General features: G+C 43.7%; 24 protein-coding genes, 1 other RNA gene and 1 pseudogene. 8 read left to right on the top strand and 18 right to left on the bottom strand.

Going from position 1 to position 24303, the window contains the following annotated elements; all coding sequences use genetic code 11:
• Window positions 1-92: 92 nt before the first annotated feature.
• The 6 genes and pseudogenes from HMPREF9446_RS02905 to HMPREF9446_RS02930 form a co-directional block, all read right to left on the bottom strand.
• The gene (locus HMPREF9446_RS02905; protein WP_009123906.1) at window positions 93-653 is read right to left on the bottom strand and encodes a hypothetical protein; all 561 of its coding nucleotides are present in this window, start codon (window positions 651-653) and stop codon (window positions 93-95) included.
• Window positions 650-1645, bottom strand: a complete 996-nt coding sequence (locus HMPREF9446_RS02910) for a retropepsin-like aspartic protease (protein ID WP_009123907.1) — start codon at window positions 1643-1645, stop codon at window positions 650-652. Before HMPREF9446_RS02910 ends, HMPREF9446_RS02905 begins: the two co-directional genes overlap by 4 nt.
• Before the next feature lie 75 nt (window positions 1646-1720).
• Window positions 1721-2880: pseudogene (locus HMPREF9446_RS02915) on the bottom strand (IS4 family transposase).
• 139 nt (window positions 2881-3019) lie between these two features.
• Window positions 3020-3373: a hypothetical protein gene (locus HMPREF9446_RS02920; protein WP_009123910.1), complete on the bottom strand. Its 354-nt coding sequence runs from the start codon at window positions 3371-3373 to the stop codon at window positions 3020-3022.
• Window positions 3374-3450: 77 nt separating this feature from the next.
• Window positions 3451-3978 (bottom strand): hypothetical protein, encoded by a 528-nt coding sequence (locus HMPREF9446_RS02925; RefSeq protein ID WP_009123911.1) that lies wholly within the window; start codon window positions 3976-3978, stop codon window positions 3451-3453.
• A 32-nt stretch (window positions 3979-4010) separates the two neighbouring features.
• Window positions 4011-4424: a glycosyltransferase family 2 protein gene (locus HMPREF9446_RS02930; RefSeq protein WP_009123912.1), complete on the bottom strand. Its 414-nt coding sequence runs from the start codon at window positions 4422-4424 to the stop codon at window positions 4011-4013.
• Window positions 4425-4740: 316 nt separating this feature from the next.
• On the opposite strand from HMPREF9446_RS02930, the gene rnpB reads away from it, so the two are divergent.
• Both rnpB and HMPREF9446_RS02935 read left to right on the top strand, forming a co-directional pair.
• Window positions 4741-5142: RNase P RNA component class A (gene rnpB / locus HMPREF9446_RS17845), an RNA gene on the top strand.
• Window positions 5143-5165: 23 nt separating this feature from the next.
• Entirely contained in the window at window positions 5166-6485 is a 1320-nt protein-coding gene (locus HMPREF9446_RS02935; RefSeq protein WP_009123913.1) for a YihY/virulence factor BrkB family protein, read from the top strand.
• A gap of 69 nt (window positions 6486-6554) precedes the next feature.
• On the opposite strand, the gene HMPREF9446_RS02940 is transcribed toward HMPREF9446_RS02935, so the two are convergent.
• The 6 genes from HMPREF9446_RS02940 to pstC form a co-directional block, all read right to left on the bottom strand.
• Complete coding sequence (locus tag HMPREF9446_RS02940) at window positions 6555-7097, bottom strand: nitroreductase family protein (protein WP_009123914.1); 543 nt, start codon at window positions 7095-7097, stop codon at window positions 6555-6557.
• Window positions 7097-7714: a riboflavin synthase gene (locus HMPREF9446_RS02945; RefSeq protein ID WP_039968365.1), complete on the bottom strand. Its 618-nt coding sequence runs from the start codon at window positions 7712-7714 to the stop codon at window positions 7097-7099. Before HMPREF9446_RS02945 ends, HMPREF9446_RS02940 begins: the two co-directional genes overlap by 1 nt.
• Window positions 7715-8963: 1249 nt before the next feature.
• Window positions 8964-9659 carry a phosphate signaling complex protein PhoU gene (gene phoU / locus HMPREF9446_RS02950; RefSeq protein WP_009123917.1) on the bottom strand — a complete coding sequence of 232 codons (696 nt, stop codon included), beginning with the start codon at window positions 9657-9659 and terminating at the stop codon, window positions 8964-8966.
• Between the two features lie 45 nt (window positions 9660-9704).
• On the bottom strand, window positions 9705-10457 hold the full coding sequence (gene pstB / locus HMPREF9446_RS02955; protein ID WP_009123918.1) for a phosphate ABC transporter ATP-binding protein PstB: 753 nt from the start codon (window positions 10455-10457) through the stop codon (window positions 9705-9707).
• 21 nt (window positions 10458-10478) lie between these two features.
• Window positions 10479-11339 (bottom strand): phosphate ABC transporter permease PstA, encoded by an 861-nt coding sequence (gene pstA, locus HMPREF9446_RS02960; protein ID WP_039968367.1) that lies wholly within the window; start codon window positions 11337-11339, stop codon window positions 10479-10481.
• A 2-nt stretch (window positions 11340-11341) separates the two neighbouring features.
• The gene (gene pstC, locus HMPREF9446_RS02965) at window positions 11342-12526 is read right to left on the bottom strand and encodes a phosphate ABC transporter permease subunit PstC (RefSeq protein WP_009123920.1); all 1185 of its coding nucleotides are present in this window, start codon (window positions 12524-12526) and stop codon (window positions 11342-11344) included.
• Window positions 12527-12707: 181 nt separating this feature from the next.
• Here pstC and HMPREF9446_RS02970 point away from each other — a divergent pair, with 181 nt between their 5' ends.
• The 4 genes from HMPREF9446_RS02970 (at window position 12708) to HMPREF9446_RS02985 (ending at window position 17551) form a co-directional block, all read left to right on the top strand.
• Window positions 12708-13529, top strand: coding sequence for a PstS family phosphate ABC transporter substrate-binding protein (locus tag HMPREF9446_RS02970; protein ID WP_009123921.1), 822 nt, complete (start codon window positions 12708-12710; stop codon window positions 13527-13529).
• 135 nt (window positions 13530-13664) lie between these two features.
• Window positions 13665-15404 carry a glutamine--tRNA ligase/YqeY domain fusion protein gene (locus HMPREF9446_RS02975; RefSeq protein ID WP_009123922.1) on the top strand — a complete coding sequence of 580 codons (1740 nt, stop codon included), beginning with the start codon at window positions 13665-13667 and terminating at the stop codon, window positions 15402-15404.
• 67 nt (window positions 15405-15471) lie between these two features.
• Window positions 15472-16887: a tetratricopeptide repeat protein gene (locus tag HMPREF9446_RS02980; protein WP_009123923.1), complete on the top strand. Its 1416-nt coding sequence runs from the start codon at window positions 15472-15474 to the stop codon at window positions 16885-16887.
• Window positions 16888-16909: 22 nt separating this feature from the next.
• On the top strand, window positions 16910-17551 hold the full coding sequence (locus tag HMPREF9446_RS02985) for a DedA family protein (RefSeq protein ID WP_009123924.1): 642 nt from the start codon (window positions 16910-16912) through the stop codon (window positions 17549-17551).
• Window positions 17552-17634: 83 nt separating this feature from the next.
• Here HMPREF9446_RS02985 and tpx read toward each other — a convergent pair whose 3' ends face one another.
• The gene (tpx, locus tag HMPREF9446_RS02990) at window positions 17635-18138 is read right to left on the bottom strand and encodes a thiol peroxidase (protein ID WP_009123925.1); all 504 of its coding nucleotides are present in this window, start codon (window positions 18136-18138) and stop codon (window positions 17635-17637) included.
• Window positions 18139-18262: 124 nt separating this feature from the next.
• Here tpx and HMPREF9446_RS02995 point away from each other — a divergent pair, with 124 nt between their 5' ends.
• Window positions 18263-18853 carry an HdeD family acid-resistance protein gene (locus HMPREF9446_RS02995; protein WP_009123926.1) on the top strand — a complete coding sequence of 197 codons (591 nt, stop codon included), beginning with the start codon at window positions 18263-18265 and terminating at the stop codon, window positions 18851-18853.
• Between the two features lie 83 nt (window positions 18854-18936).
• Here the strand turns inward: HMPREF9446_RS02995 and HMPREF9446_RS03000 are convergent, their stop codons facing one another.
• Entirely contained in the window at window positions 18937-19530 is a 594-nt protein-coding gene (locus tag HMPREF9446_RS03000; protein WP_009123927.1) for a master DNA invertase Mpi family serine-type recombinase, read from the bottom strand.
• A 269-nt stretch (window positions 19531-19799) separates the two neighbouring features.
• Here HMPREF9446_RS03000 and rhaD point away from each other — a divergent pair, with 269 nt between their 5' ends.
• Window positions 19800-20609: a rhamnulose-1-phosphate aldolase gene (gene rhaD / locus HMPREF9446_RS03005; protein ID WP_009123928.1), complete on the top strand. Its 810-nt coding sequence runs from the start codon at window positions 19800-19802 to the stop codon at window positions 20607-20609.
• Window positions 20610-20711: 102 nt separating this feature from the next.
• Here the strand turns inward: rhaD and HMPREF9446_RS03010 are convergent, their stop codons facing one another.
• The 4 genes from HMPREF9446_RS03010 to HMPREF9446_RS03025 all read right to left on the bottom strand — a co-directional run bounded on the left by HMPREF9446_RS03010 (window position 20712) and on the right by HMPREF9446_RS03025 (window position 24272).
• A complete protein-coding gene (locus HMPREF9446_RS03010) occupies window positions 20712-21599 on the bottom strand; it encodes a beta-propeller domain-containing protein (protein WP_009123929.1) in 888 nt (295 codons plus the stop codon).
• Between the two features lie 131 nt (window positions 21600-21730).
• On the bottom strand, window positions 21731-22606 hold the full coding sequence (gene lsrF / locus HMPREF9446_RS03015; protein ID WP_009123930.1) for a 3-hydroxy-5-phosphonooxypentane-2,4-dione thiolase: 876 nt from the start codon (window positions 22604-22606) through the stop codon (window positions 21731-21733).
• A gap of 23 nt (window positions 22607-22629) precedes the next feature.
• A complete protein-coding gene (locus HMPREF9446_RS03020; protein ID WP_009123931.1) occupies window positions 22630-23247 on the bottom strand; it encodes a DAK2 domain-containing protein in 618 nt (205 codons plus the stop codon).
• A gap of 8 nt (window positions 23248-23255) precedes the next feature.
• On the bottom strand, window positions 23256-24272 hold the full coding sequence (locus HMPREF9446_RS03025; RefSeq protein WP_009123932.1) for a dihydroxyacetone kinase subunit DhaK: 1017 nt from the start codon (window positions 24270-24272) through the stop codon (window positions 23256-23258).
• Between the last annotated feature and the right edge of the window lie 31 nt (window positions 24273-24303).

Consider the following 24303-nt stretch of genomic DNA (forward strand, 5'->3'; position numbering starts at 1 on the left):
GTAAAACTGTTGCGAGTGAGCGCATTATAGTATATAAACTTCTCCTCTTTGTAAGGAACAAAATAATTATAGTTGCTCTGCTTATACATGGGCTATTCAATTCTAGTCATGGTCATTTGTTCTCCTTCCTGTTCTACGACAAGTTTTTCATCGGTAAATTCTACTATTTTAGCATCACCGGCTTGCATAATAGATTCCTTCAAACTGAAAGACTCCATATAGAAGAGTGTCTTTATCGCCTTCACAAGCGTTTCGGATACTTTGTTATCAGCATTCGATTTAACAAATGTCCATTTAATATTCTCAGGATTCGTCTTTTCTTTAATATAGCCATCCTCTATTTTCCAAGTTCCTTCCGTAGTAAGCTTGAATTCCATGGATAAACAAAATCCCTTCAATTCTGTTAAACTGATTACCAACAAAACAATTCCCTCCGAATGACATGTTCTATCAGAGTTGTATCGACTGTATATTTCAGCTTTCGCCTGCATAGAAGCATCAGACATTTTATCCATCTTCTCAAAGTTATGTGATAAAGTAGTGTAATACTTGCCAACTAATTTTTCCTCTTCCGGTATAAGCGAAGTTGAATTCTTACAGCCAGTCAGTAGTGCACAGACGGCTAAAATAATAGCAAATGTTGTTGTTCTCACGGTTGTTGTCTTTTAAAAATTGTATTATAGTTCTTTTGTTCTTTATAGGCCCTTCTTATCCGATGATAAATTTCCTTCATATCTTTAGTTCGCACTATGTCACTGTTATAATTATAGAGAAATATCTTTCTCTTTTCCTTGTCGTATGCCATATAGTCGAAATAAGCAAGAAATTCGCATGTTAAAATTCCCAAATAGTCCACGGGGTTTCCGTTATTTACCAAATTATTATCCAACAACGCATAAGGTAGTGATAGATTCTGAATTTTCAAATCATCATAAATGAGCCATGTTCTAGCTTCGAAAGATATATGACACATTCTAGCTGTATCATTCAGATATTTATTAAGTAAATCATCTGGCAAAACCAGTACAGTAGATAAATTATAATCTTGGACAGGATTAGTTAATGAATACCCCGTATCAAACAAGAATCTCCGTTCTATGGAGTCACATAAAGTAATATGTACATAAGCAGTTCGATTTTCAAGCATCTCAATAGTAAAAGACGGTTCTGATTTTACGGGATAGTCCATCTTTTGAGTTGAGAGCCACAAACTATCTTTCTTCAGATCTACAAACCAGTTTAAATGCGACATGACATCCATTCCGATAACACCATCCCCCTCTCTAAGATCAAGGGCAGGAGCATCCTTTTGATTAAGAAAAGTAAGATTACAAGGCATGAATGTATCTCCTATTTTTATCTCTGTTTTAATATTGTATATTATTCCTTTCCAATCACAATGATAGAAAGAAATACTTTTCATACAAGAGTCAGTCGGAAGGATGCCTGCTTCTTTTGCTTTGAAATAATCAATAGCCGACATATCAGCTCCTGTATCTATTATAAAACTAAATGTATGCCCGTTTATTGTTACAGGACAATATAAACGAACGTCATTCTCAAACTTGCATACAGAAATAGGCTGAACTGTTGCCTCACTACAAGAAATAAATAGCAATACTGATAGTATATATTTAAAATACATGTACGTACTATGGGAGTTTTAATAATTTAGATTTTGGATCATTAGTGTCCCGTTAAAATCGGGACGAGTTAATAATTAATCAAACAATCCCGGAAAAAAGGGATTAAATTGTTCTTTGACGTCCTTGAAATTAGTCTTATTGAACAGATCTTATAAAGGTATTTTATCCGTCAATGAGATGCTGAGAATTTGTAAAATCTCATAAGTTGAACGGTTCAGCTGCATATCATGTTGGACAATAGCTACCAAACAATAGGTGATGATAGCAACACTTATCTGTATTCGAACTGCATTCTCAGTTGTACCCCAAAACCTCTTTATCTTGAGGTGCTGTTTTAACCATTTGAAGAACAGTTCCACGAGCCATCTTTTTTTATAAAGATTGGCAACATCAAGTGCAGATATGTGTTTGGCATTCGTCAGGAAAGTGAATTCACGTTCATCCTCTTCATCATAGAAGCGGATGGCTCTGAATGATTCAGGATACTTCTTTTCAGAGGTGTACCCAATCAGTTTCACTTCCGTATCAGAAAGGATATTCTTCGGCATTCTACGCTTCCATTTACAGAACTTGCACTTTAGATTTTCGCCCTGACTACAAAGAAAGAACCTGTAAGGTGAATCCGATAAAGTTCCTTAAACGAGTCATGCGCCCTGTCGAATATGTAATAGGCATTTGGTTCATAATTAATTGCAGACATTACAGTTGAATCATGTTTGGATGCTGTCGTTACTGTATAAAAGGCAGGGACTTGTGCTTCTATGTCATAAAGGACATGAGCTTTAACTCTACCTTTCTTCTTACGGAATTTCGCCCAAGGGAATGTAGCCAGACATAAAGGAATCGTAGTGGAATCAAACGCATACTTTCTTCCTGGAATATCCAAGATATTAGTAGCTCGTTTTTCACATGCTTCCTTCATCATGTAGAAAGCAAAGTCTTCGAAGATTCTGCAATCCCTATTCTGATTGGCTGATGCAAGCGTGGTTTTGGCAATGGGTTCACGACCCAACCCTAAATGATAACGCTTTCCTTGATGAGCTTCCAAAGCTATAATCAAGTCACGAAGACTTTCACGATTACTGAGTTGACCGAACATCATTGCAAGTAACTGGTTCCAGCAAGTAAAATGCTTCACATAACGGTTGCCATCGTACTTACGAACATAGTTGTTAAACTGAGTTCTGTTCAAAAAAGTGGAAAGTTGAGAAAAAACGTATTGATCTTGATTCATATGCAGCCATCGTTATAGCTGCAAAAATAGAATTTCAAATCCGTTTCATTTCAAAACGCCACTTAATCGACTATATTTCAATTATTTCAAAGAACTATTTATCCACTTTTACGGGACAGTAGTGATTTTGGATATATTTTTATTTGTATTGAGTAGGTTGAGGAATTGGCGTGGGTCCCATAAGTATTTTTACTCCAAAAGCACCTCTAATGGTAATGGAGTCAGCTGTAAATTCTATAGTCCCTTCAGGTATTTTAATTGTACCGTTGTCGTATATTGGTGTACCTCCCGACATATCAGGATCTTTTGTCGGTACTTCAAATATATATTTTTTAATATTCTCCCAAGCCTCAATCACAGTATTTGCTTTTGATATTATTTCATATATACTTTTAATAAGACCACCATCAGTACCTCCTCCCACAATCTTAGCCATTTGCATACTCTGTAATGTTTCTTCAGCAAACAATTCGTTTACTTCATCAAAGTTCATGTTCAACTCTTCGCACAAACTCTGTTTTTTTCTGTAAATCTTTCATTTGAATAATAAATTTAAAGTTAATAATTAGTTTATTTACTAGTGCATGAATGCTCTAAATCAATATTTCTCTGGACAAAATCATCTATCGGCCGTTTAGATATAGACCTCCAATACATTTTCTCCTCCTTGACAAAAGAATAATTCTTACGCAACAATTCATAGGCTTCTTCAAAAGCGGTGTGGCATTGTTTCTGTATATTAAGAAATAAGTTACGTTTTACCTTATATGGATAAAACAACTCGACAATTAGTAATTTATTGTAAAATAATTCCTTAGATTGGACTTCATAAGGAAATGATGAACGATAAATATGCCCTGTCATCCAGTCTTTGACCAATAAACATTTGCCGCCAATACTCCACACTTTAGTGCTTAGCAACTCTTCGTCACCCCCATAATACATTAATCCACTTAGACCATGAAGACGAAGCCAGAAGTCTTTACTCCCCGCATAAGCAGCACCAAGGATACAAGCGATTTCGACACATGTATCATTATTGGCAGGCTGTGGATTTGTATAACACCAGCTTGTTTTGAAAAGTCCATCGCTGCCCATTTCAATATAAGCACCATAACATGTACGATGCTCTAGACTGATAACATTTCCGCTACCACTTTCTCTAACTTTCTGGTTTGTCCGCATAAAATGCATTCGGGATGCCTCTGCAATAACTTTATAAGCCGTTCATCCCAACCGGATTCATAGAAACGCATATGTCCGTCGAGGAGTAGAAAATAGTCAGTAGAACACAGCCCAATACCCAAATCCCGCGAAGCGGCAACTCCCTTACGCTCTTCATTGAGAATATACAAACACTCTTCTTCTTTTGCTATCCTTTCATAATCATAGCCATCGGTAGAGGCATCATTAATTAAAAGAATACAAGGATTACCCGTAGCGGTACTTTTTATTGAAAGCACTGTATTTCTTATTTCGTCTCCCTCATTAAGGAAGGGGATAATTATAGTCAATTGACTATTTTCAGATACTGCCTGCTGCATATTCTCATTCTTTTTTGCACAGTAACAAGTCAAAGACTAATTACAAGATTCATTTAAAATAGATCCATTTGCAGAAAGCTGTTCTAACAATCAGACCCGGTACATGTGTAATGCTCTGTATAATGAATACAACCCGGAACAAAGCACCCCTTATCGCGGAAGATACAATTTACATGTTTTAACAGTACAAGTATCATGTGCAGGCATTTACTTGACTTGAATAATTCAACTGCACCATGTAAGTGTGACACAAATTAAATTCTTCATCCTTCATTCTTCATTCTTCATTAATTTTCCCTATCTTTGCCGCCCTAAAGCAGTTGGTCGGTCTGTCGCTTGCGCCTTGTGCGTATGAGGAAAGTCCGGGCAACATAGAGCATCCTACTTCCTAACAGAAAGCTGTCCGCGAGGGTAGAGTAACGCAGAAGAAAATAACCGCCATAGCCTCCGGGTTACGGTAAGGGTGAGAAGGTGGGGTAAGAGCCCACCAGTCTTGTGGCGACACAAGGGCTGTGTGTCTTGGGAGTTGTAAGGTCATGTAAACCGACGTTATGAGAGCTGCTCGCTCCATGTCGGAGGGTGGACCGCTAAAGCCTGTATGGTGACATGCGGCTCAGATAAATGACAGACGCCTTGATGAACGAAAAATTAAGAATGAATAATGAAAAATTCTTCGTGAAACAAGGAACAGAACCCGGCTTACAGACCGACTGCTTTTTTTAATTTCATAATTCGTATCCCATGAACAAACGTATTGCCGCCCTTTGGAAATTCCTCACTTACGACATCTGGCGTATTACGGAAGATGAAGTTACCCGGACCACTTTCTCGGTTTACAATATCATCAAAACCATTTATCTCTGTATCAACAGATTCACCAAAGACCGCATTGTCAACAAAGCTTCCGCATTGACATACAGCACACTGCTTGCCATTGTCCCTATACTTGCCATCGTGTTTGCCATTGCACGCGGATTCGGGTTTGACAACCTGATGGAAAACCAGATAATCAGCGGCTTTGGTGGTCCGACGGAAACCACGACGGTCATCCTTCAGTTTGTGAACTCTTATCTGTCACAAACCAAAAGCGGCATATTCATCGGCGTTGGCCTGGTGATGTTATTGTGGTCGGTGCTCAACCTGATCAATAATATGGAAATCACGTTCAACCGCATCTGGCAGGTAAAGAAAGCGCGCAGCATGTACCGCAAAATTACAGATTATTTTTCCATGCTTTTGCTGATACCAATCCTGCTTGTCCTGTCGGGAGGTATTTCCATCTTCATGAGTACCATGCTGAAAAATGTGGAAGATTTTACCCTGCTGGCTCCTATCGGCAAATTCCTGGTCAGACTCATACCGTTTGCATTGACATGGTTCATGTTTACGGGATTATATGTTTTCATGCCCAACACGAAAGTAAAACTTAAACATGCACTGATATCGGGTATCCTTGCAGGTACCGCACATCAGGCATTCCAGTTCCTATATATCAGCAGCCAGTTATGGGTATCCCGCTACAATGCCATTTACGGCAGTTTCGCCGCACTCCCCATGTTCTTGCTATGGCTGCAGATTTCCTGGACTATCTGTCTTTTCGGTGCCGAACTGACCTATGCCGGACAGAACATCAGAAACTTCAGTTTCGATAAAGACACGCGTAACATCAGCCGCCGTTACCGAGATTTCATTTCCATTCTCATCATGTCTCTCATAGCCAAGCGCTTTGAGAAGAACGATTCTCCTTATACGGCAGAGGAAATTTCAGAGGAATGCCAGATTCCTATCCGGCTGACTCAAAAGGCCCTTTACGAATTACAGGAAATCAACCTGCTGCATGAAGTAGTGACAGATGAAAAAAGCGAGGATATTGCCTACCAGCCGTCTATGGACATCAACAAACTGAATGTTGCCCTACTGCTGGACAGGCTGGACACACACGGCTCCGAGGATTTCAAGATTGACAAAGACAATGAATTCAGCGCCCAATGGAAAGCATTGTTGCAGGCACGGGAAGAATATTACGAAAATGCAAGCAAGGTGTTGCTCAAGGACTTATAAGAATGTGCAGAACGCTTGCAATGCTCTTCCAAGCATTATATAAACGCTCATGCACCCTTGATACCCCAATCAATAATGATTATAAGAAATCACTTTATCTTTCGGCTTCCGTGATTTTTTCCGCTTTTCCTTAGCAGGATAACCGACAATTATGTCAAGCAAAAGACGCTTGTTCGCAGGGATTCCGGTAAGCCTTTTTATCTCCTTCTCATCAAACCAGCCCAAGATGCAGGAGCCTAATCCCTCACTCTCCGCAGCCAAAGTGATATGTGCGGCAACAATGCCGATATCTATCAGCGGAAAATACTTATCCTTGATTTTAGCTCCCAGAAAAGAGGTGATGTTCATGGATTCTTCCACAACCAGAATGTGAACAGGAGCTTCTTTGGCAAACTTGTTCATCCCCAGTCCGGCAGCCGCCTTGCCCACCTTCGCCGCAAGTCCGGGATCCGTTACGACCACAAACTTCCACGGCTGCGCATTACAGGCAGAAGGTGACAGGCATGCAGCTTCCAATATATGCTCCAGCTTCTCCGGTTCTACAACACGCCCCGTGTCATAGGCGCGGTCACTTTGGCGAGATGCCGCCAACTGCAAAAAGTCCGTATTCATCAGTTGGATGGTGATGCCTGACAGTTTGCCAAGCGGCTGATATACTTACCTATAATATCAAATTCCAGATTGACGACACTGCCTACCTTGAATGTATGGAAATTGGTATGTTCAAAAGTATAAGGGATAATGGCCACCTGGAAAGTATTGTCCGTGGGGTTGCATACCGTCAGGCTGACACCATTCACAGTAACCGATCCCTTATCGACAGTGATATAGCCGCGCTTGGCCATTTCTTTGTCAAAAGCATACCGGAAGGTGAAATAATAGCTGCCTTCCGCGTCTTTGATATCAATGCATTCTGCAGTCTGATCCACATGACCCTGGACGATATGCCCGTCAAGACGGCCGTTCATCATCATGCTGCGTTCCACATTGACTTCATCCCCCACCTTCAGCAAACCGAGGTTCGAACGCTCCAGGGTCTCCTTCATGGCAGTAACCGTATAGGTATCATCCGTCATGCTGACTACAGTAAGGCACACGCCATTATGAGATACACTCTGGTCTATCTTCAATTCATTAACGAACGAGCATTTGAAAGTGAAATGCACATTTTCCTGGTCCTTGACCATTGCCACCAATGTGGCGCATTCTTCTACTATTCCGGAAAACATATAGGTCTTTACAATTTTACGGGTTACTATTTTCGGAAGGCAAAGATAGGAAAAGGTTCTTATTATACCATGCGGTTTAAAATAAAATGAGAAAGTCGGCCGACTCATATTCAGTTCCGAAGCCAATTTCTTCACATTGAAATCCGCCTCACACATATTCTCCTCTATAATCTTCATTACCGCAGTGAGAAATGGATCTTCTACCTTTACCTTCTCTTCAATGCCGGATGCATCGGAATTACCGTCTTCGGGCGGTATCAGGATAGAATAACCCGGGTATCGTGGCATTGATGGAAGGAGATTATACGTACGCCATTCGTCCCGGTGAAAATCTCTATCCGCAGCCTGCGAATATGTATTCAAAGGTTGCGGATATGTATTCAAAGACTGCGAATGTATATTCGCGCACTGTGAACAGAGTTTTATTATAACAAAGAACAACTTTACCTCTAATGACGAGAAACTTTTCTCTTAATACCCCACCTGTTTTTTATTGACTCCTCACGCAGGGCGTATATATCTTTGCGCTGTCCGGCACATCTTCGCTACATCCGGCAAATACCTCCCTATTTCCAGAAAGTGAAAACACCCCCTATACATTGATTTCGCCACCGTAAATCATTCAAAAATGAGGAAAATGCACATGATAAAAACGGTACAGGACTATACACCGACAAAATGTATATGTTCGGTTATTACGAAGGAAATATCCCAAATGGCCCAAGCCTGAACATTCTGATGGGACGTATGGCTGCATGTATCCCTATAGTAGTCACATCTCATCTCTTATCTGAATACGCTGGAACTATTCCCTCTATCGCAACAGCAATTATACGTTCGATATCAATTTAAAGAACTGAAAACTATTGTTTGTTTTGTTTGTGTTCCTCATCCTGCTTACATGTTGCCTGTGAAGATAGCAGTAAGCGGGTGGGGACTTTTTTTTATCCGCATAAACCAGTTCAATAGGGTATAAAAAAAAGGAAGCTTTTCACAAAGCCTCCTTTTTCAGTTTTCAATAGGTATTAGTTTTTTTTTAAGGTAAAAAGATTGTTTTCAGGATAACGCTGCAAATATAGCCGCTTTTCGTGATACCAACCAAATTAAAAAACATGTCATATAACATCTTTTCGAAAAAACTTTTGATTTTATTATCATTTCAAAGCATTTTTCTACATCTGCAATCGTTTTCAGTGGACAAATATAGAGCTATTTTCCATGAAACACTAAAATTATCCTAAAAATCCACTTATTTCTTATCATTTAAATAATGCTCGTCTGTCCGGCCGCTGTGTTTGAGAACTTTGGCATCAATGAAGAAAACAATTTCCTCCGCAATATTCGTAATATGGTCTCCCGAACGTTCCAGTTTACGGAAGACACTTACCAAATTCAAACAGGAAAGCGCGCTTTCCGGATGACGGTTCATGTAATCCGCAAGGATGGAAGTAGCATTAGCGTTGATTTCATCCAGCAGATTATCCTTGGCAAATACAGTTGTCGCCTGTTCTTGACTCTCCTCCTTAAGGGCAGTCTTGGCCAACTCAAGCATGGAAAGCACCTCTGCAATCATTTCCTCCAGACGAAGCTTCTTTATCAATTCGGCATCAAAAGCCGGTTCCGTACAATGAATGGCAAAACGTGCGATGCCTTCAGCAAAGTCACCCAAACGTTCCAGATTCGTATTGATCTTGAGCATGGCAAGAACGAAGCGCAAGTCGATGGCAACAGGATTGTAAAGGGCTATGATATCCTCCACATCACTGTCTATTTTCAGTTCAAAAGCATTGACACGGCGCTCGCGCACCAACACCTGCTGCGCCAGTTCACGGTCCAAGGTAAGTACGGCTTCTCCCGCACGGTCAAGCTGGTTATAGACTAAGGTCCACATTTCGTCTATTTCCTTTTTCAGCAAGACGAGTTCCGATTCGATAAACTTTACCATAATATTCCTGTTTATTTAATTTCCAAATATACTTGTTTTTCACCATTATCCAAAACGACCGGTTATGTAATTCTGCGTGTCCGTTTTTTCCGGATTGGTAAATATCTTTTTAGTATCGCCAAACTCCACCATTTGCCCCATATAGAAGAAGGCGGTGCTGTCACTGACACGTGCTGCCTGCTGCATGTTGTGGGTCACGATAACAATGGTATATTGCTTTTTCAACTCATGTATCAGTTCCTCTACTTTGGCTGTAGAGATAGGGTCAAGGGCGGAAGCAGGTTCATCCATCAGCAAAACGGAAGGCGACACTGCCATGGCGCGGGCTATGCATAAACGCTGTTGCTGCCCTCCCGAAAGCGCATAGGCCGAAACTTTAAGTTTGTCTTTCACCTCATCCCATAAGGCGGCTCCTTTCAAAGCCTCTTCCACCCGTTGACGGATAAAGGCATTGTCGGTCACACCGTTTACCCGGAGCCCGTAAGCCACGTTCTCAAAAATGCTCTTCGGAAAAGGATTGGGACGCTGGAATACCATACCTACATTTTTACGAAGCTCATCCACCTGGACTCCTTTTCCATAAATATCCTGCCCGCCAATACGAATTTCACCGGTAAGGCGGGTATCAGGTATCAAGTCGTTCATGCGGTTCAGCAAACGCAGAAAGGTAGATTTCCCGCATCCCGAAGGACCGATAAAAGCTACAACCGACTTTTCTTCAATATTCATACTGATACCCTTCAAGGCATGGAAACTGCCATACCAAAAGTTTACGTCACGTGTCTCTATCATTTTCATTTACGGTATAATCAAAACTTCTCAATTCGTTTTTATTTTCTTCTCAAAATATTTCCTCAAGGCATTTGCCAGCAGATTCACCAAAAGGATAATCAGTATCAATACCAGTGCAGTGCCGTAGGCTATAGGGAGCTGTGCCTCCATATCCGTACCGCTGGTAGAGATGACATACAAATGATAGGGTAATGCCATACATTGGTCCAGGATGCCGGAGGGTAGCTGCGGAAGGAAGTAGGCGGCACAGGTAAACAGGATAGGTGCCGTCTCGCCGGACACACGTCCTAAGGCCAGAATCAACCCGGTGATGATATTGGGCATCCCCATAGGGAGAATGACATGCCAGATGGTTTGCAACTTGGTCGCCCCCAAAGCACGACTGCCTTCACGCAAACTGTCGGGAATAGCCTTCAGCGCTTCCTCCGTCGTACGGATAACCAACGGCAGACTAAGCAGTCCCAAAGTGAGCGAACCTGCCAGAATACTGTCTCCAAAATCCATATAATTGACAAACAGCGCCATACCGAACAAACCGAATACAATGGAGGGGATACCGCTAAGATTATTGGTCATCATACGGATAAGGCGCACAACCCAACCTTTCGGTGCATATTCGTTCATGTAGATTCCACTCATCACTCCCACCGGGAAAGCAAACAGCGCACTGCCTGTCATCAGACAAAACGTTCCCACAATGGCAGGGAGAATACCTCCGGCCGTCATGCCGTCGGACGGGGCGGTAGTCAAGAACTCCCAACTGATGACCCCTATACCTTTATATACAATAAAACCAAGAATGGCAAAGAGTATGCCCACTACACTCAGGCTGAACAGACGAAACAGGCCGAATGCTATGTTTTGAGAAAGATGTTTCCGATTTATCATATTCATTTTTGTCTTGCTGATACAGCTTCCACTGTAAAGTTTATCAATAAACTGATGAAGAACAAAACTACACCCAAAAGGAATAGAGCCTCATAATGCGGTCCACCTGCCGGAGCTTCACCCAACTCGGCGGCAATAGTGGCCGGAATGGTGCGCAACGGTTCCAGAATGGTATGGGGAATGACGGCGGCATTGCCCGTAACCATCAAAACCGCCATGGTCTCTCCTACCGCCCGGCCTATGCCCAACACCACCCCCGACGTAATGCCCGATATAGAATAGGGAATCACGACCTTATAGATGGTCTGCCACTGCGAAGCGCCAAGCGCCAGACTCGCTTCACGCATGGCCCTGGGACAATTCCGCATGGCATCCTCCGTAACGGTAATAATGGTAGGCAATGCCATTATGGCCAGTACGATGCTTCCCGCCAATCCGCTTTCGCCTACAGGCAGGTCGAATGCTTTCTGTATAAAGGGAACTATAACTATCAGTCCGAAAAAGCCATATACTACAGAAGGGATACCACTCAGCAACTCAATGACCGGTTTCATCAGATTGCGTATCTTGGGGTTGGCCACTTCGGACATATATATGGCCACCGCCAATCCGAACGGCAAAGCAATGAGTATAGCAAACAAGCTGACCCATAGCGTACCGGTTATCAATGGCAAAAAGCCGAATTGGGGTGCCGGAGTCGCTGTAGGAAACCATTCCGCACCGGCAAAGACGTCCTTGGCCGAAATGGTATGGTCCTTCAGAAGATGCACGGAATCCGGACGGACTATAAACTGCGCGGGAACAAAGGCAATGATACCCGGAGTCTGCTCCACCAGTTTTGTAATGCAAATCCCCGCATTCTCATAAGCAGCTCCCAACTCTTCTTCGGTATAATACCGGGTAATGTCCTCCAAACGGAAAAGCCGGATAGGAAGGTTCTCCCCACCGACTTCCTTCCAATTTGTCACCTCTTCATCGAAAACATTCTTTATCTGAGCCGGAGTGAGCTCGCTTACCCTATTGTCCTTATTCAATGCCAGCACATACCCTTCTTCAATCACCTTGCTGCTGAACAGCCCCAATGCTTCGGAGAAAAGAAACAAGACGATAAGTACAATGGTAAGGCTTGTCACAAAACCGCTACAAGCCAATATACCCTCCACTATCTTCTCAAAAATCTTCTTCATATTACCTATTGATTTTCCTGATGCAAAGAAACAGGCCGGATGTTAAGGGAATGTGACTAACGTTTGAAAGAAATGTTTCAAACATATTACAAACCTGTTACAATAGACAGGAGACCGCCGCATGTAACGGAATTGTAATATTCATTGCCTTAATTTGCAACGTGCATAACAAGATTTATATATGAAAGCAAGAACCATTCTCTTATCTCTCGCCCTGGCATTTGCCGCAACCGGCATGCAGGCGCAACGTATTAAAGGGAGCGACACCGTACTCCCTATCGCACAGCAAACCGCAGAACGTTTCATGGCTTTGAATCCCAATGCCCGCGTCACCGTCACCGGCGGAGGTACAGGCGTAGGCATCTCCGCACTGCTGGATGAGACAACAGACATCGCCATGGCCTCACGGAGTATCAAGTTCAGCGAGAAGATGAAAGCAAAGGCTGCCGGAGAAGACCTGGCAGAAATTCCCATTGCCTACGATGCCCTTGCCGTGGTAATCCATCCCTCCAACCCGGTGAAACAACTGACCCGCCAGCAGTTGGAAGGTATCTTCCGGGGTAAAATCACTAACTGGAAGGAAGTGGGTGGCGATGACCGGAAAATCGTGGTCTATTCCCGGGAGACTTCTTCGGGTACCTACGAGTTCTTTAAGGAAAGTGCATTGAAAAACAAGAATTATATGAGTAGCAGTCTCTCCATGCCCGCCACGGGAGCCATCATACAGTCTGTAAGCCAAACGCGCGGCGCCATCGGCTACGTAGGACTCGCATACATATCTCCCCGCATCAAGACCCTCTCCATATCATACGACGGCAAACACTTCGCCACTCCCACCCTGGAAAATGCCATCAATAAATCGTATCCCATCGTACGTCCGTTATTTTATTATTACAACAAGAAAAATGCCGGGCACGTGGAGCCCCTGATCCAATTCATCCTGTCTCCCGCCGGCCAGGAAATCATTAAAAAGAGCGGATATATTCCGGTAAATGAGGAATAAAGGGAGAAGAAGGGAATATGAGAAATGAAGAATGGCTCCCCCAACCCCACAGCGCAGTAAATTCTTCATTCTTCATTCTTCATTCTTCATTTTTTTACCCTATCTTTGCCACACGATACGAAAATAGACAGCATTATGGCAGAAATGAAAAGCGAAGAAACAAGTGAAAAGAAGAGCTTGAACTTCATAGAACAAATAGTAGAAAACGATTTGAAAGAAGGTAAAAACGGTGGAAAAGTACAGACACGCTTCCCGCCCGAACCGAACGGTTACCTTCACATCGGACACGCCAAGGCCATCTGCCTTGATTTCGGCATTGCCGCCGCACATGGCGGTGTCTGCAACCTGCGTTTCGACGATACAAACCCCACCAAAGAGGATGTGGAATATGTAGAGGCCATCAAGGAAGATATCCAGTGGCTGGGCTACCAGTGGGGCAATGAGTACTACGCTTCCGACTATTTCCAACAGCTCTGGGACTTCGCCATCCGCCTCATCAAAGAGGGCAAGGCTTACATTGACGAGCAGTCATCCGAACAGATTGCCGCCCAAAAGGGTACCCCTACCCAGCCGGGTGTGGAAAGCCCTTACCGCAACCGCCCCATCGAGGAGAACCTTGAACTGTTCCAGAAGATGAACAGCGGTGAAATAGAAGAAGGTGCCATGGTGCTCCGTGCCAAAATAGATATGGCAAACCCCAACATGCACTTTCGTGACCCGATCATCTACCGGGTGGTCAAACATCCGCACCACCGTACGGGCACTACCTGGAAAGCATATCCGATGTACGATTTCGCCCACGGGGAAAGTGACTTCTTCGAAGGTGTGACCCACTCTCTGTGTACGCTGGAATTTGTGGTCCACCGTCCGCTGTACGATCTTTTCATCGACTGGCTGAAGGAAGGCAAGGACCTGAACGACAACCGCCCCCGCCAGTACGAATTCAACAAGCTGAACCTCAGCTACACGCTGATGAGCAAGCGCAACCTGCTGACATTGGTCAAAGAAGGACTTGTCAACGGTTGGGATGATCCCCGCATGCCGACCCTCTGCGGTTTCCGCCGCCGTGGTTACTCACCGGAATCTATCCATAAATTCATCGACAAGATTGGCTATACCACTTACGATGCCTTGAACGAATTCGCATTGCTGGAAAGTGCCGTACGCGAAGACTTGAACAGCCGCGCTACCCGTATATCTGCCGTGCTGAACCCGGTGAAACTGGTAATCACCAACTATCCGGAAGGACAAGTGGAAGAACTGGAAGCCATCAACAATCCGGAAAAGCCGGAAGAAGGCAGCCACATCATAGAATTTAGCCGTGAGTTATGGATGGAACGCGAAGACTTCATGGAAGATGCTCCGAAAAAATATTTCCGCATGACTCCGGGACAAGAAGTGCGTTTGAAGAATGCGTACATCGTAAAATGTACCGGCTGCAAGAAAAATGAGGCAGGTGAAATCGTAGAAGTGTATTGCGAATACGATCCTGACACGAAGAGTGGCATGCCCGAAGCCAACCGCAAGGTAAAAGGTACGCTTCATTGGGTAAGCTGCAATCACTGCATTGAAGCCGAAGTGCGTCTCTATGACCGTCTGTGGAAAGTGGAAAATCCCCGTGACGAACTTGCCGCTATCCGCGAAGAAAAGAACTGTGACGCACTGACTGCCATGAAGGAGATTATCAACCCTGACTCTCTCCATATATTACCTTGCTGCTACATAGAGAAGTATGCGGCCGGTATGCAACCCCTTACCTATCTGCAATTCCAACGTATCGGCTACTTTAATGTAGATCGTGACTCCACACCGGAAAAAATGGTATTCAACCGTACGGTAGGCCTGAAAGATAACTGGGGCAAAATCAATAAATAAAGTAATCGGCCGTTGAAGGAATGAACCATCATTCCTTCAACGACCGGTTCTACAAATAACATATAGCATGAGTAAAAAGAGCTTCCTATCTGGAAGAGACAAAGAGTTGCATGAGATTGCAAAACAATACGAGGCTGCACAAGCTGAAAACAAACCAATCTACTTAGATGCAGACGATTTGGCAGATCTGGCAGATTGGTATGCAGTCCATAGCAAATATGACTTAGCTACAGAAGTGGCAGAATATGGATTAAAACTTCATCCCGACGATACCGGCTTATTGGTACAGCAGGCCTATCTATGCATGGATACTCAAAAAAAGAAGAAAGCATGGGAAATAGCCAACCAGATACATGAAGATTCTTCGGAAGTGAAAATACTGAAGGCAAATCTTCTGCTGACAGAAGGCAAAATAGATGATGCGGAGCAACTGCTTGACACTATAGAGGATAAGGAAGACCTGGCAAACATCGTTGAAGTGGCATACATGTACATCGACATGGGACATCCGGATAAGGCATTAGGCTGGTTGTCACGCGGACTGGAACAATATGCCGAAGAAGAGGCATTCCTTGCCGTCACCGGTGATTGCTACCACGCCCAAGGGTTGCATGAAAAAGCCGCCTATTTCTATAACAAGCTGATAGACAAGAATCCTTATTCGGCTTCTTATTGGTTCGGGCTGGCACGCTGCTATTTTGACCAGCAAATGTTCGACAAAGCCATTGAGGCATGCGATTACGCTATCGTAGCCGATGATGAATTCGCCGATGCATATATCATGAAAGGACATTCTTTCTTCCAACTGGGCAATGAAGAAGCTGCTTTGGAGGCTTACCAGCAAGCCGAGGACCTTGATGCCGTTTCCCCCGGTTTCATACATACTTTCATTGGACTGAACAAGGTCTCCAAGGGAGAATGGGAAGAAGGGCTGAGATATCTGGAAGAAGCCATAGCTTCCAAAGAAGAGGATGACACGCTGACATTGCCTTCCCTCTACGCCAACGCCGCGCTTTGTCTGCACAAGATGGGTAAAAAACGTAAGGCGCACCAATACTGTAAGAAAGCCTACATGCTGAACCCGGATGAAGTGGATCCCCATCTGGTTGAAGGGCGCATCTACATGGAAGAAGGAGAGTACGAGAAAGGAGTCAAGCAATGGGCTCAGGCTTTAGAGTGTGCTCCGGATGCAGACACCTGGCACGAGATAGGCTTATGCAGTATGGAGATAGGCCAGCTCAGTTATGCCAAACTTGCCTTTGAACGCGTCAAAGAGATGGAACCGGATTTTGACGGAATCAACGAGAAACTCACCTCTTTGTACATGCTGCTTAAAGACAAGGAAAATTTTATAAAGTACAACCAGCTCTGCGAGCAACCGTTTAATCTGGAAGAACTGGAGAAAATACAGCAGATGCTGGAAGAAGAAGACCAAGGGGACTTGGCCAAAGTAATGAAGAGCATTTTTGAATCATTAAAATAACATTTGAAGAAACAATAAAAAAATGGAATCATCTGCCGAACTCATCAAATGGGTATTAGAGAACTTGAACTATTGGATAGTCACCCTATTCATGGCTATTGAAAGTTCGTTTATCCCTTTCCCGTCCGAAGTCATCGTCCCGCCTGCCGCATGGAAATCCATGGCTGACGAAAGCATGAATATTTTCCTTGTGGTCGTCTTTGCCACTGTCGGTGCCGATTTAGGGGCATTGGTCAATTATTATCTGGCACGTTGGTTGGGACGCCCTGTCGTATATAAATTTGCCAACAGCCGTTTCGGCCACATGTGTCTTATTGACGAGGAGAAAGTACACCACGCCGAAGAATATTTCAGAAAACACGGTGCCGCCTCCACGTTCTTCGGACGCCTGATTCCCGCCGTACGCCAGCTTATCAGCATCCCTGCCGGACTAGCGGGTATGAAACTGGGACCGTTCCTGCTCTATACCACACTCGGCGCCGGAATCTGGAACTCTATTCTTGCCGTACTCGGCTACATGATATACCGGTTTACGGAGATTAAGACCACGAACGATGTTTATGTAACGGCAACCAAATACAGCCATGAAATAGGTTATGTCATCATAGCCGCAGCCGTGTTGGTAGTAGGCTTCCTCGTTTACAAAGGAATGAAGAAAAAATAAAGAAGCATCAGGCTTCCGGTACAATGAAAAACGGTGGACAAGAGAATCTCTTGTCCACCGTTTTTCATTAATGCTTATCCAAATTACTTCTTTATAGCCGCAATAGCTTTATCATAATCCGGCTCTTGGGTAATTTCAGGAACAAGTTCCGTATAGGCGATTTTTCCATCCTTACCGATAACTACCACCGAACGGGCCAACAGGCCCGCAAGCGGACCGTCTGCCATAAGCACGCCATAGTTCTCGTCAAAATCAGAAAAACGGAAATCAGACAATGGAATTACATGCTCAATACCTTCGGTAGTACAGAAACGCGCATGCGCAAAAGGCAAGTCTTTGGAGATTGCCAGCACTACCGTATCGGGCAAACCTGCGGCAAGCTTGTTGAACTTGCGTACGGAAGTGGCGCACACACCGGTATCCAGACTTGGAAAGATATTAAGTATCACATTCTTACCATTCAGTTCTTTCAAAGAGAACGAAGACAAATCTGTTTTCACCAGATCAAAATTAGGGGCGACTGAACCCACCTTTATAAATTCGCCGATTACTTTAACCGGCTGACCTTTAAAATTTGTTGTAGCCATAGTTTTATCAATTATATGTTTATACAACAAACCAGACGCAGGAAAAGTTCAACAAAACTTTTTCCATCAATGGATTGTTACCTCACAAACGAATTTATAATAATCATTTAAAACTAAAATTCACATGAAAACTATTCTTGACGAATTAAAACAGGAAGTAAAGAATTGGTGGCTCTCGCTGATTCTCGGTATCTTATACATCGTAGTGGCCTTGAGCCTGATGTTTTCTCCATTCAGCGGATATGCAATTTTAAGTATTCTCTTCAGCATCTCCATGCTGTTCAGTGGTTTATTGGAAATAGCCTTCGCTGTAAGTAACCGCAAAACCGTGTCCAGCTGGGGCTGGTATCTGGCAGGTGGCATCATCGACATGATCTTAGGATTCTACCTGGTGGCCTATCCTGCACTAAGCATGGAAGTCATTCCGTTCATCATTGCATTCTGGCTGATGTTCCGCGGATTTTCATCCATCGGCTATTCCATGGACTTAAAAAGATATGGAACAAAAGATTGGGGCTGGTACATCGCATTCGGCATCATTGCCGTTATTTGTTCGCTGATTATTTTGTGGCAACCTGCTGTAGGAGCTATCTATGCGGTCTATATGATTTCATTCGCCTTTTTGATTATCGGATTTTTCCGCATCATGCTGTCGTTTGAACTGAAAAACCTGCATAAGCGGGGAAAAGAGCACATTGAAACAGGAAAAGAGTAAATGGCAACAATGGAAAAGACGGTCAAATGCACCTTCTAAATTCTTTTAGGTACGGACTACGGCTTGTAATCCGTACCTAAAGCTTAACTCCTGTTCAGGAACCGGAACATTGTAGTCCGGGATACCCCCATCTCACGGGCAAGTGAAGCGCAAGAGGCGCCTTTCCGGTGTGCTTTCAAAAGTTGTCTCTTATTTTCCCGGAGCAACTTCATTTTAGGCATATCCCCCTTTCTACGCCCCAAATGTTTCCCCTCTTGTTTCCGACGCGCCAGTGCCTCTTTGGTACGCATGGAAATCAAGTTACGCTCAATCTCGGCCATCAAGCCGAAAGCAAAGCCAAGCACCTTGCTGTTGATGTCATTCTGAAACACATAACCTTCCTTGGTGCTATACAATACTACCTTCTTCTTGATACAGGAATTAAGAATGGTCATAATCTCCAGTAAAGTACGGCTGAGCCGTGAAATTTCCGTTACAATCAACGAATCCCCCGGTTTCATCTTCTCCAAGAGCCCCGATAATTTCCGTTCTTTCGTACTCACTTTCCCGCTGACTGTTTCCATATACCACCGGTCGATGTTCAGACCGTTTTTCTCAGCAAAGCGTATAATTTCCTCCTGCTGATTTTCCAGAAATTGCTTTTCTGTACTTACTCTCAAATAAGCTACTACTGCCATAATTAATAAATGTTTATTGGTTATTTACACTGTCAAAGGACGGTTATTAAGGCAATAGTGGCAATAAGCCAACATACTTCCCCACTGGGGATATTGTCATTTTTCCTTAAGGCATTTTCGGGAAGAATCCTGTAAATTCACTATACTATATATAAAAGCAGATTCTTTTCATAATCCCCCATAATATTATTCAGAAAAAATAAATTTATTTTTTACATCAAGCTTATTCTATTTATATTATTTTTGCAAACAAATATAATATTGATAAAATGAAATCTATTTTAGAAAATCGTCCGGCTCTTACCACTGAAGTGTATAAAGCTGCAGAAGTTGCCGGATATCTTTGGCAAAAAGGATGGGCAGAGCGTAATGGTGGCAATATCACCGTTAACATCACAGAGTTTATAGACGACGAAATCCGCCAAATGGAGCCGATAAGTGAAGTCATATCAATTGGTGCGGTATTACCACACTTAAAAGGTTGTTATTTCTACTGCAAGGGAACCAATAAGCGTATGCGTGATTTAGCTCGTTGGCCAATGGAACATGGCTCCGTAATTCGTATTTTGGATGACTGCGCAAGCTATGTAATAATAGCAGACCAGCCGGTTGCTCCTACCTCCGAACTTCCCTCCCACTTAATGGTACATAATGACTTAATCGGAAAAGGCTCTCCTTATAAAGCTTCTGTACATACACATCCTATCGAATTGATCGCGATGAGCCATTGTAAGAAATTCCTTGAAAAAGATGTTATCACCAATTTATTGTGGAGTATGATTCCTGAAACAAAAGCATTCTGTCCAAAGGGTTTAGGCATCATTCCTTACCAACTACCCAGCTCATTGGAACTGGCAAAAGGAACCTTGGAGCAACTTCAGGAGTATGACGTTGTGATGTGGGAAAAACATGGAGTTTTTGCCATTGACTGTGATGCAATGCAAGCATTCGACCAAATTGACGTATTGAATAAATCCGCACTGATTTATATCGCCGCCAAGAATATGGGTTTCGAACCGGATGGCATGACCAAGGAGCAGATGAAAGAAATGACAGTTGCTTTCAATTTGCCTAAATAAAAAATGGCAGATAGCAATAAAAATATTGTTGGCAATAAAAAGGGCGACAGTTAGTCGCCCTTTTTATTGCCAACAATACTCTCCGGATGAATGACATACAGCCTATCTTATAGTACTTACGGCAGAAATCATGCCAAATGCCTCATGGTCATTCAAGCTCCAAACCATCTTGCCTTTCTTATCAATTTCGAAAAGTTGAGGACTGTTCGTTTCTTTTGCGTTACGGCTGTGTCCTTGCCAGTTACACACATAAATTCCTCCTTTTGCAGAGGGGAACAAACCTGCGACAAAATAAAGATTGGTTCCTTCAATATCATGCTCCGCGTAGCGACGAATCACTTTTCCATTCTCTAAATTTGCTTCCAACAGAATATGAGCATCACCGCAAGCCACCCAATAGTTCTTTCCTTTAGAAGACAAAACCGTGAACGGGTTACCTTCCACTTTGGTAATCTTCACCAATTTACCTTCGGGAGATATTTCATGTACTTCAGAAGTGGAAATAATAGGAACAAGATAATTGCCGCGTGTATTCTTATTTACTTGCCGGAACTGAGAATGCGGCCGTTTTACACCCGTGTCATACTCCGTGCGGGATAAAATCTTTCCATCCGAACTGACTTCCATTACAACAGCCGGATGCCCAGCCCAAGCCAGCAAACAATTGCCACCAGGCAAAATACGGGCTGTCTGCATTTCGCAACCTGCCGGAGCAGCAATGTTCCAAAGTTCCTTGTGTTCCCGATTGACTACCTTGGCACCTCTGGCATAAGAGAACAAAATATTCCCGTCCGGAGTGGCAGCGACAGAATTACACTCCCATCCTTTTTCCAAAGGATGTTCCCATTCAATCTTCCCGGTCGCTTTATCTATGATAACAATCTTATTCCATCCCGAGCCTCCCAATAACAGTTTCTCCGTTTTCTTCTGTCCGAAGGCTGTGGACATCCCCAGCAGGGCAATACTTATAATAATATATAATACCTTCATAATTCTCTCTATTGATAGGGTCGTATGATATAAACTGAATTCCGACCCATTTACAAACTCCGGGAACCCAATCAAGAAAACATATTCTCCAATCCAGTCCCCGGAATGTATTAAACAAAAGCTAGCCCCTACTATTTCTTAGATAAATCCTGGAACATTTCAAATCCTTGTTCCGGAGTCAATCCATCATGTACCACCGCATGCACAGCTTGAATCATGGCAGCGGGCGAATCACTTTGGAACACATTACGTCCCATATCCACACCGGCCGCACCATCATTGATAGCATTGTAGCACAATTCCAAAGCTTCTTTTTCAGGAAGTTTCTTTCCACCGGCAATAACTACCGGAACAGGGCAAGCCGCCGCAATCTTGCTAAAACCTTCGCAGTAATATGTTTTCACGATGCTGGCGCCGTTTTCCGCACAGATACGCGATGCCAGTCCAAAGTAACGGGCGTCGCGAGCCATGTCTTTTCCTACGGCCGTCACACCCATCACCGGGATGTTGTAACGACTCGCCTTATCTACAAGCCCATAAAGGTTGGCTACGGTTTTCGCTTCGTGAGCAGCATCACCAATCGACAACATAACAGCCATCGCAGAAACATTCATCCGAATAGCGTCTTCAATATCCATAATTACATTATCATTCAAATCAGTAAGTATAGAAGTACCTGCATCCGAACGCAAACAAACCGGAATCTTGGTATGGGGAGGAATCACCGACTGCAGGATACCACGCGTACACATCAGACAGTCCGCATAATCCAACAAAGGAACAATCGTCAGATCGATACGCTCCAACCCAGAAGTAGGTCCCATAATAAAGCCATGATCACAAGCCAGCATTACCGACTTACCCGTTTTAGGGTTAAAAATACGGGATAAACGGTCTTTCATACCCCATGCCGCATTTTCAGCACCTTTCACATGAAAATTTTGTTGTTGAGATGCAATACCCAAACCGAAGTTCGCACCTTCTCTTAAATCATCTAAATCTGCCATTTCTTTTTATTTAATTTGTTTTTTCAATTCAATGCTTCTGCAAATGACGCAAACATACAACTCCAGGAAGCCGCACCACTGTCAATATGCCCGATCGAGCGTTCACCGTAATTGCGTGCCCGCCCGAAGTTGGCTTTCATTTCAAGAGTCGATTCCGCACCGGCTATTGCCGCTTCAGCACCGGCGTTCATGATTTCCCTGATGTCATCGGAAGGGCAGGACTGAATAGCATCGACAGCAGGAATCAAGGCATCCATCATGGTTTTATCTCCCTTTTGGGCTTTTGTTTGCCGCCGCACATTGGCAAGCCCGCCCGCAAACATCGTTTTCACACCGGCCGCATCAAGTTCCGTACCACTTGCACAATCGCTCATCCCAAGAAAGAGAGCCCCGAGCAATGTGCTGGTAGAGCCACTGACTTCAAGCATCACCGTGAATACGATATCATTCAACATTGCTTTGAACTCAGTCCCTTTCTGAGCAGTGTTGACAATGGCCGTCATAGCCGTCACGATAGCTTGTCCATGATCTCCGTCGCCAATGACGGCATCCAGACGCGAAAATTCATCTTCACGTTCCTTTATGTTTTTCAAAGCGACACTGAGCATCGTTTTGAAGTCTTCAACAGTAAGTTGTGTCATTTCTATTATTATTTACCTATAGTTGTCCAATAAGGTGCATCTGCACGTTTGTTTTTCAGATAGTCGATATGGTCTTCATCAAGAATCGCCACTATCATTTGGAAACCTGCCTGTTCCTGAACAGTAAGTATCTCCTGTATGCGGCCGAATACGACTTGCAGTCCGCGTGCCTCCAACTCTTTATACGCCTTACGGAAAATGATGCTCTGCTCCATGTAAGTAGTGGCTCCCACGCCATTGATGACAAGCATCATCTTGTCGCCCGCTTTCGGTTGAATCTGCTGACAGAGAAGATCAACCATTTCGGCAGCCGTGTCATCAGCCGACACCAGCGGCTTTTGACCGCCTCCGCCTTCACCGTGCTGCCCCATCCCGATTTCCATGACACCGGCAGGCAAGTCAGTGATAACTCCACCATTCTGAGGGTGTGTACACGAACGCATGGCCACCGCCAAAGTAGCTACCTGATTGTTATACCGCTCGCCTATTTCGATGAGTTCCTCCAAGGACTTACCTTCTTCGGCAGCCGCTCCCAGAATTTTAGCCAAAGGAACACAACCAGCCAAGCCGCGGCGGTCTCCGGCATCGGCTCCTATGCCTGCGCTGATATCATCATGCGTCAAAATCTGTTTCACCTTGATTCCCATACGTTCGGCCAACTGGCAAGCCATATTTGCGCTCATTACGTCACCCGAATGATTCAACACAATCAACAAAATACCGGCCTCACGCTTCATCAATTGCAAAGCCTGAAACAAGCGTTGAGCACCCGGAGCGGCAAAGATGTCTCCTACAACAGAACAATCCAGCATACCTTCGCCTACAAAACCGCTTAATGCAGGTTCATGGCCGGACCCGCCCAAAGTAACAACAGCCACCTTACTTTCATCTTTCGGGTTGGCACGTACTACGATATTTTCGCCGCCAAGTTTTACTTGGTCGGGATAAGCCAATACATAACCTTCCAATAATTCCGGGGTAATCCGGTCAGGTTCATTGATGAATTTTATTTTAATGTCCGACATAACGTTTTCCTCCTTACATTTTAATTGATTT

This window comes from Bacteroides fluxus YIT 12057, from assembly GCF_000195635.1.
GTDB classification, from domain to species: Bacteria; Bacteroidota; Bacteroidia; order Bacteroidales; family Bacteroidaceae; genus Bacteroides; species Bacteroides fluxus.

Coding starts and splice junctions, on each gene's coding strand:
- HMPREF9446_RS02910 (WP_009123907.1), bottom strand. CDS start 1,645: ATGTATTTTAAATATATACTATCAGTATTGCTATTTATTTCTTGTAGT.
- HMPREF9446_RS02920 (WP_009123910.1), bottom strand. CDS start 3,373: ATGAACTTTGATGAAGTAAACGAATTGTTTGCTGAAGAAACATTACAG.
- HMPREF9446_RS02925 (WP_009123911.1), bottom strand. CDS start 3,978: ATGGGCAGCGATGGACTTTTCAAAACAAGCTGGTGTTATACAAATCCA.
- HMPREF9446_RS02930 (WP_009123912.1), bottom strand. CDS start 4,424: ATGCAGCAGGCAGTATCTGAAAATAGTCAATTGACTATAATTATCCCC.
- HMPREF9446_RS02935 (WP_009123913.1), top strand. CDS start 5,166: ATGAACAAACGTATTGCCGCCCTTTGGAAATTCCTCACTTACGACATC.
- HMPREF9446_RS02940 (WP_009123914.1), bottom strand. CDS start 7,097: ATGAATACGGACTTTTTGCAGTTGGCGGCATCTCGCCAAAGTGACCGC.
- HMPREF9446_RS02945 (WP_039968365.1), bottom strand. CDS start 7,714: ATGTTTTCCGGAATAGTAGAAGAATGCGCCACATTGGTGGCAATGGTC.
- phoU (WP_009123917.1), bottom strand. CDS start 9,659: ATGGTAAAGTTTATCGAATCGGAACTCGTCTTGCTGAAAAAGGAAATA.
- pstB (WP_009123918.1), bottom strand. CDS start 10,457: ATGAAAATGATAGAGACACGTGACGTAAACTTTTGGTATGGCAGTTTC.
- pstA (WP_039968367.1), bottom strand. CDS start 11,339: ATGATAAATCGGAAACATCTTTCTCAAAACATAGCATTCGGCCTGTTT.
- pstC (WP_009123920.1), bottom strand. CDS start 12,526: ATGAAGAAGATTTTTGAGAAGATAGTGGAGGGTATATTGGCTTGTAGC.
- HMPREF9446_RS02970 (WP_009123921.1), top strand. CDS start 12,708: ATGAAAGCAAGAACCATTCTCTTATCTCTCGCCCTGGCATTTGCCGCA.
- HMPREF9446_RS02975 (WP_009123922.1), top strand. CDS start 13,665: ATGGCAGAAATGAAAAGCGAAGAAACAAGTGAAAAGAAGAGCTTGAAC.
- HMPREF9446_RS02980 (WP_009123923.1), top strand. CDS start 15,472: ATGAGTAAAAAGAGCTTCCTATCTGGAAGAGACAAAGAGTTGCATGAG.
- HMPREF9446_RS02985 (WP_009123924.1), top strand. CDS start 16,910: ATGGAATCATCTGCCGAACTCATCAAATGGGTATTAGAGAACTTGAAC.
- tpx (WP_009123925.1), bottom strand. CDS start 18,138: ATGGCTACAACAAATTTTAAAGGTCAGCCGGTTAAAGTAATCGGCGAA.
- HMPREF9446_RS02995 (WP_009123926.1), top strand. CDS start 18,263: ATGAAAACTATTCTTGACGAATTAAAACAGGAAGTAAAGAATTGGTGG.
- HMPREF9446_RS03000 (WP_009123927.1), bottom strand. CDS start 19,530: ATGGCAGTAGTAGCTTATTTGAGAGTAAGTACAGAAAAGCAATTTCTG.
- rhaD (WP_009123928.1), top strand. CDS start 19,800: ATGAAATCTATTTTAGAAAATCGTCCGGCTCTTACCACTGAAGTGTAT.
- HMPREF9446_RS03010 (WP_009123929.1), bottom strand. CDS start 21,599: ATGAAGGTATTATATATTATTATAAGTATTGCCCTGCTGGGGATGTCC.
- lsrF (WP_009123930.1), bottom strand. CDS start 22,606: ATGGCAGATTTAGATGATTTAAGAGAAGGTGCGAACTTCGGTTTGGGT.
- HMPREF9446_RS03020 (WP_009123931.1), bottom strand. CDS start 23,247: ATGACACAACTTACTGTTGAAGACTTCAAAACGATGCTCAGTGTCGCT.
- HMPREF9446_RS03025 (WP_009123932.1), bottom strand. CDS start 24,272: ATGTCGGACATTAAAATAAAATTCATCAATGAACCTGACCGGATTACC.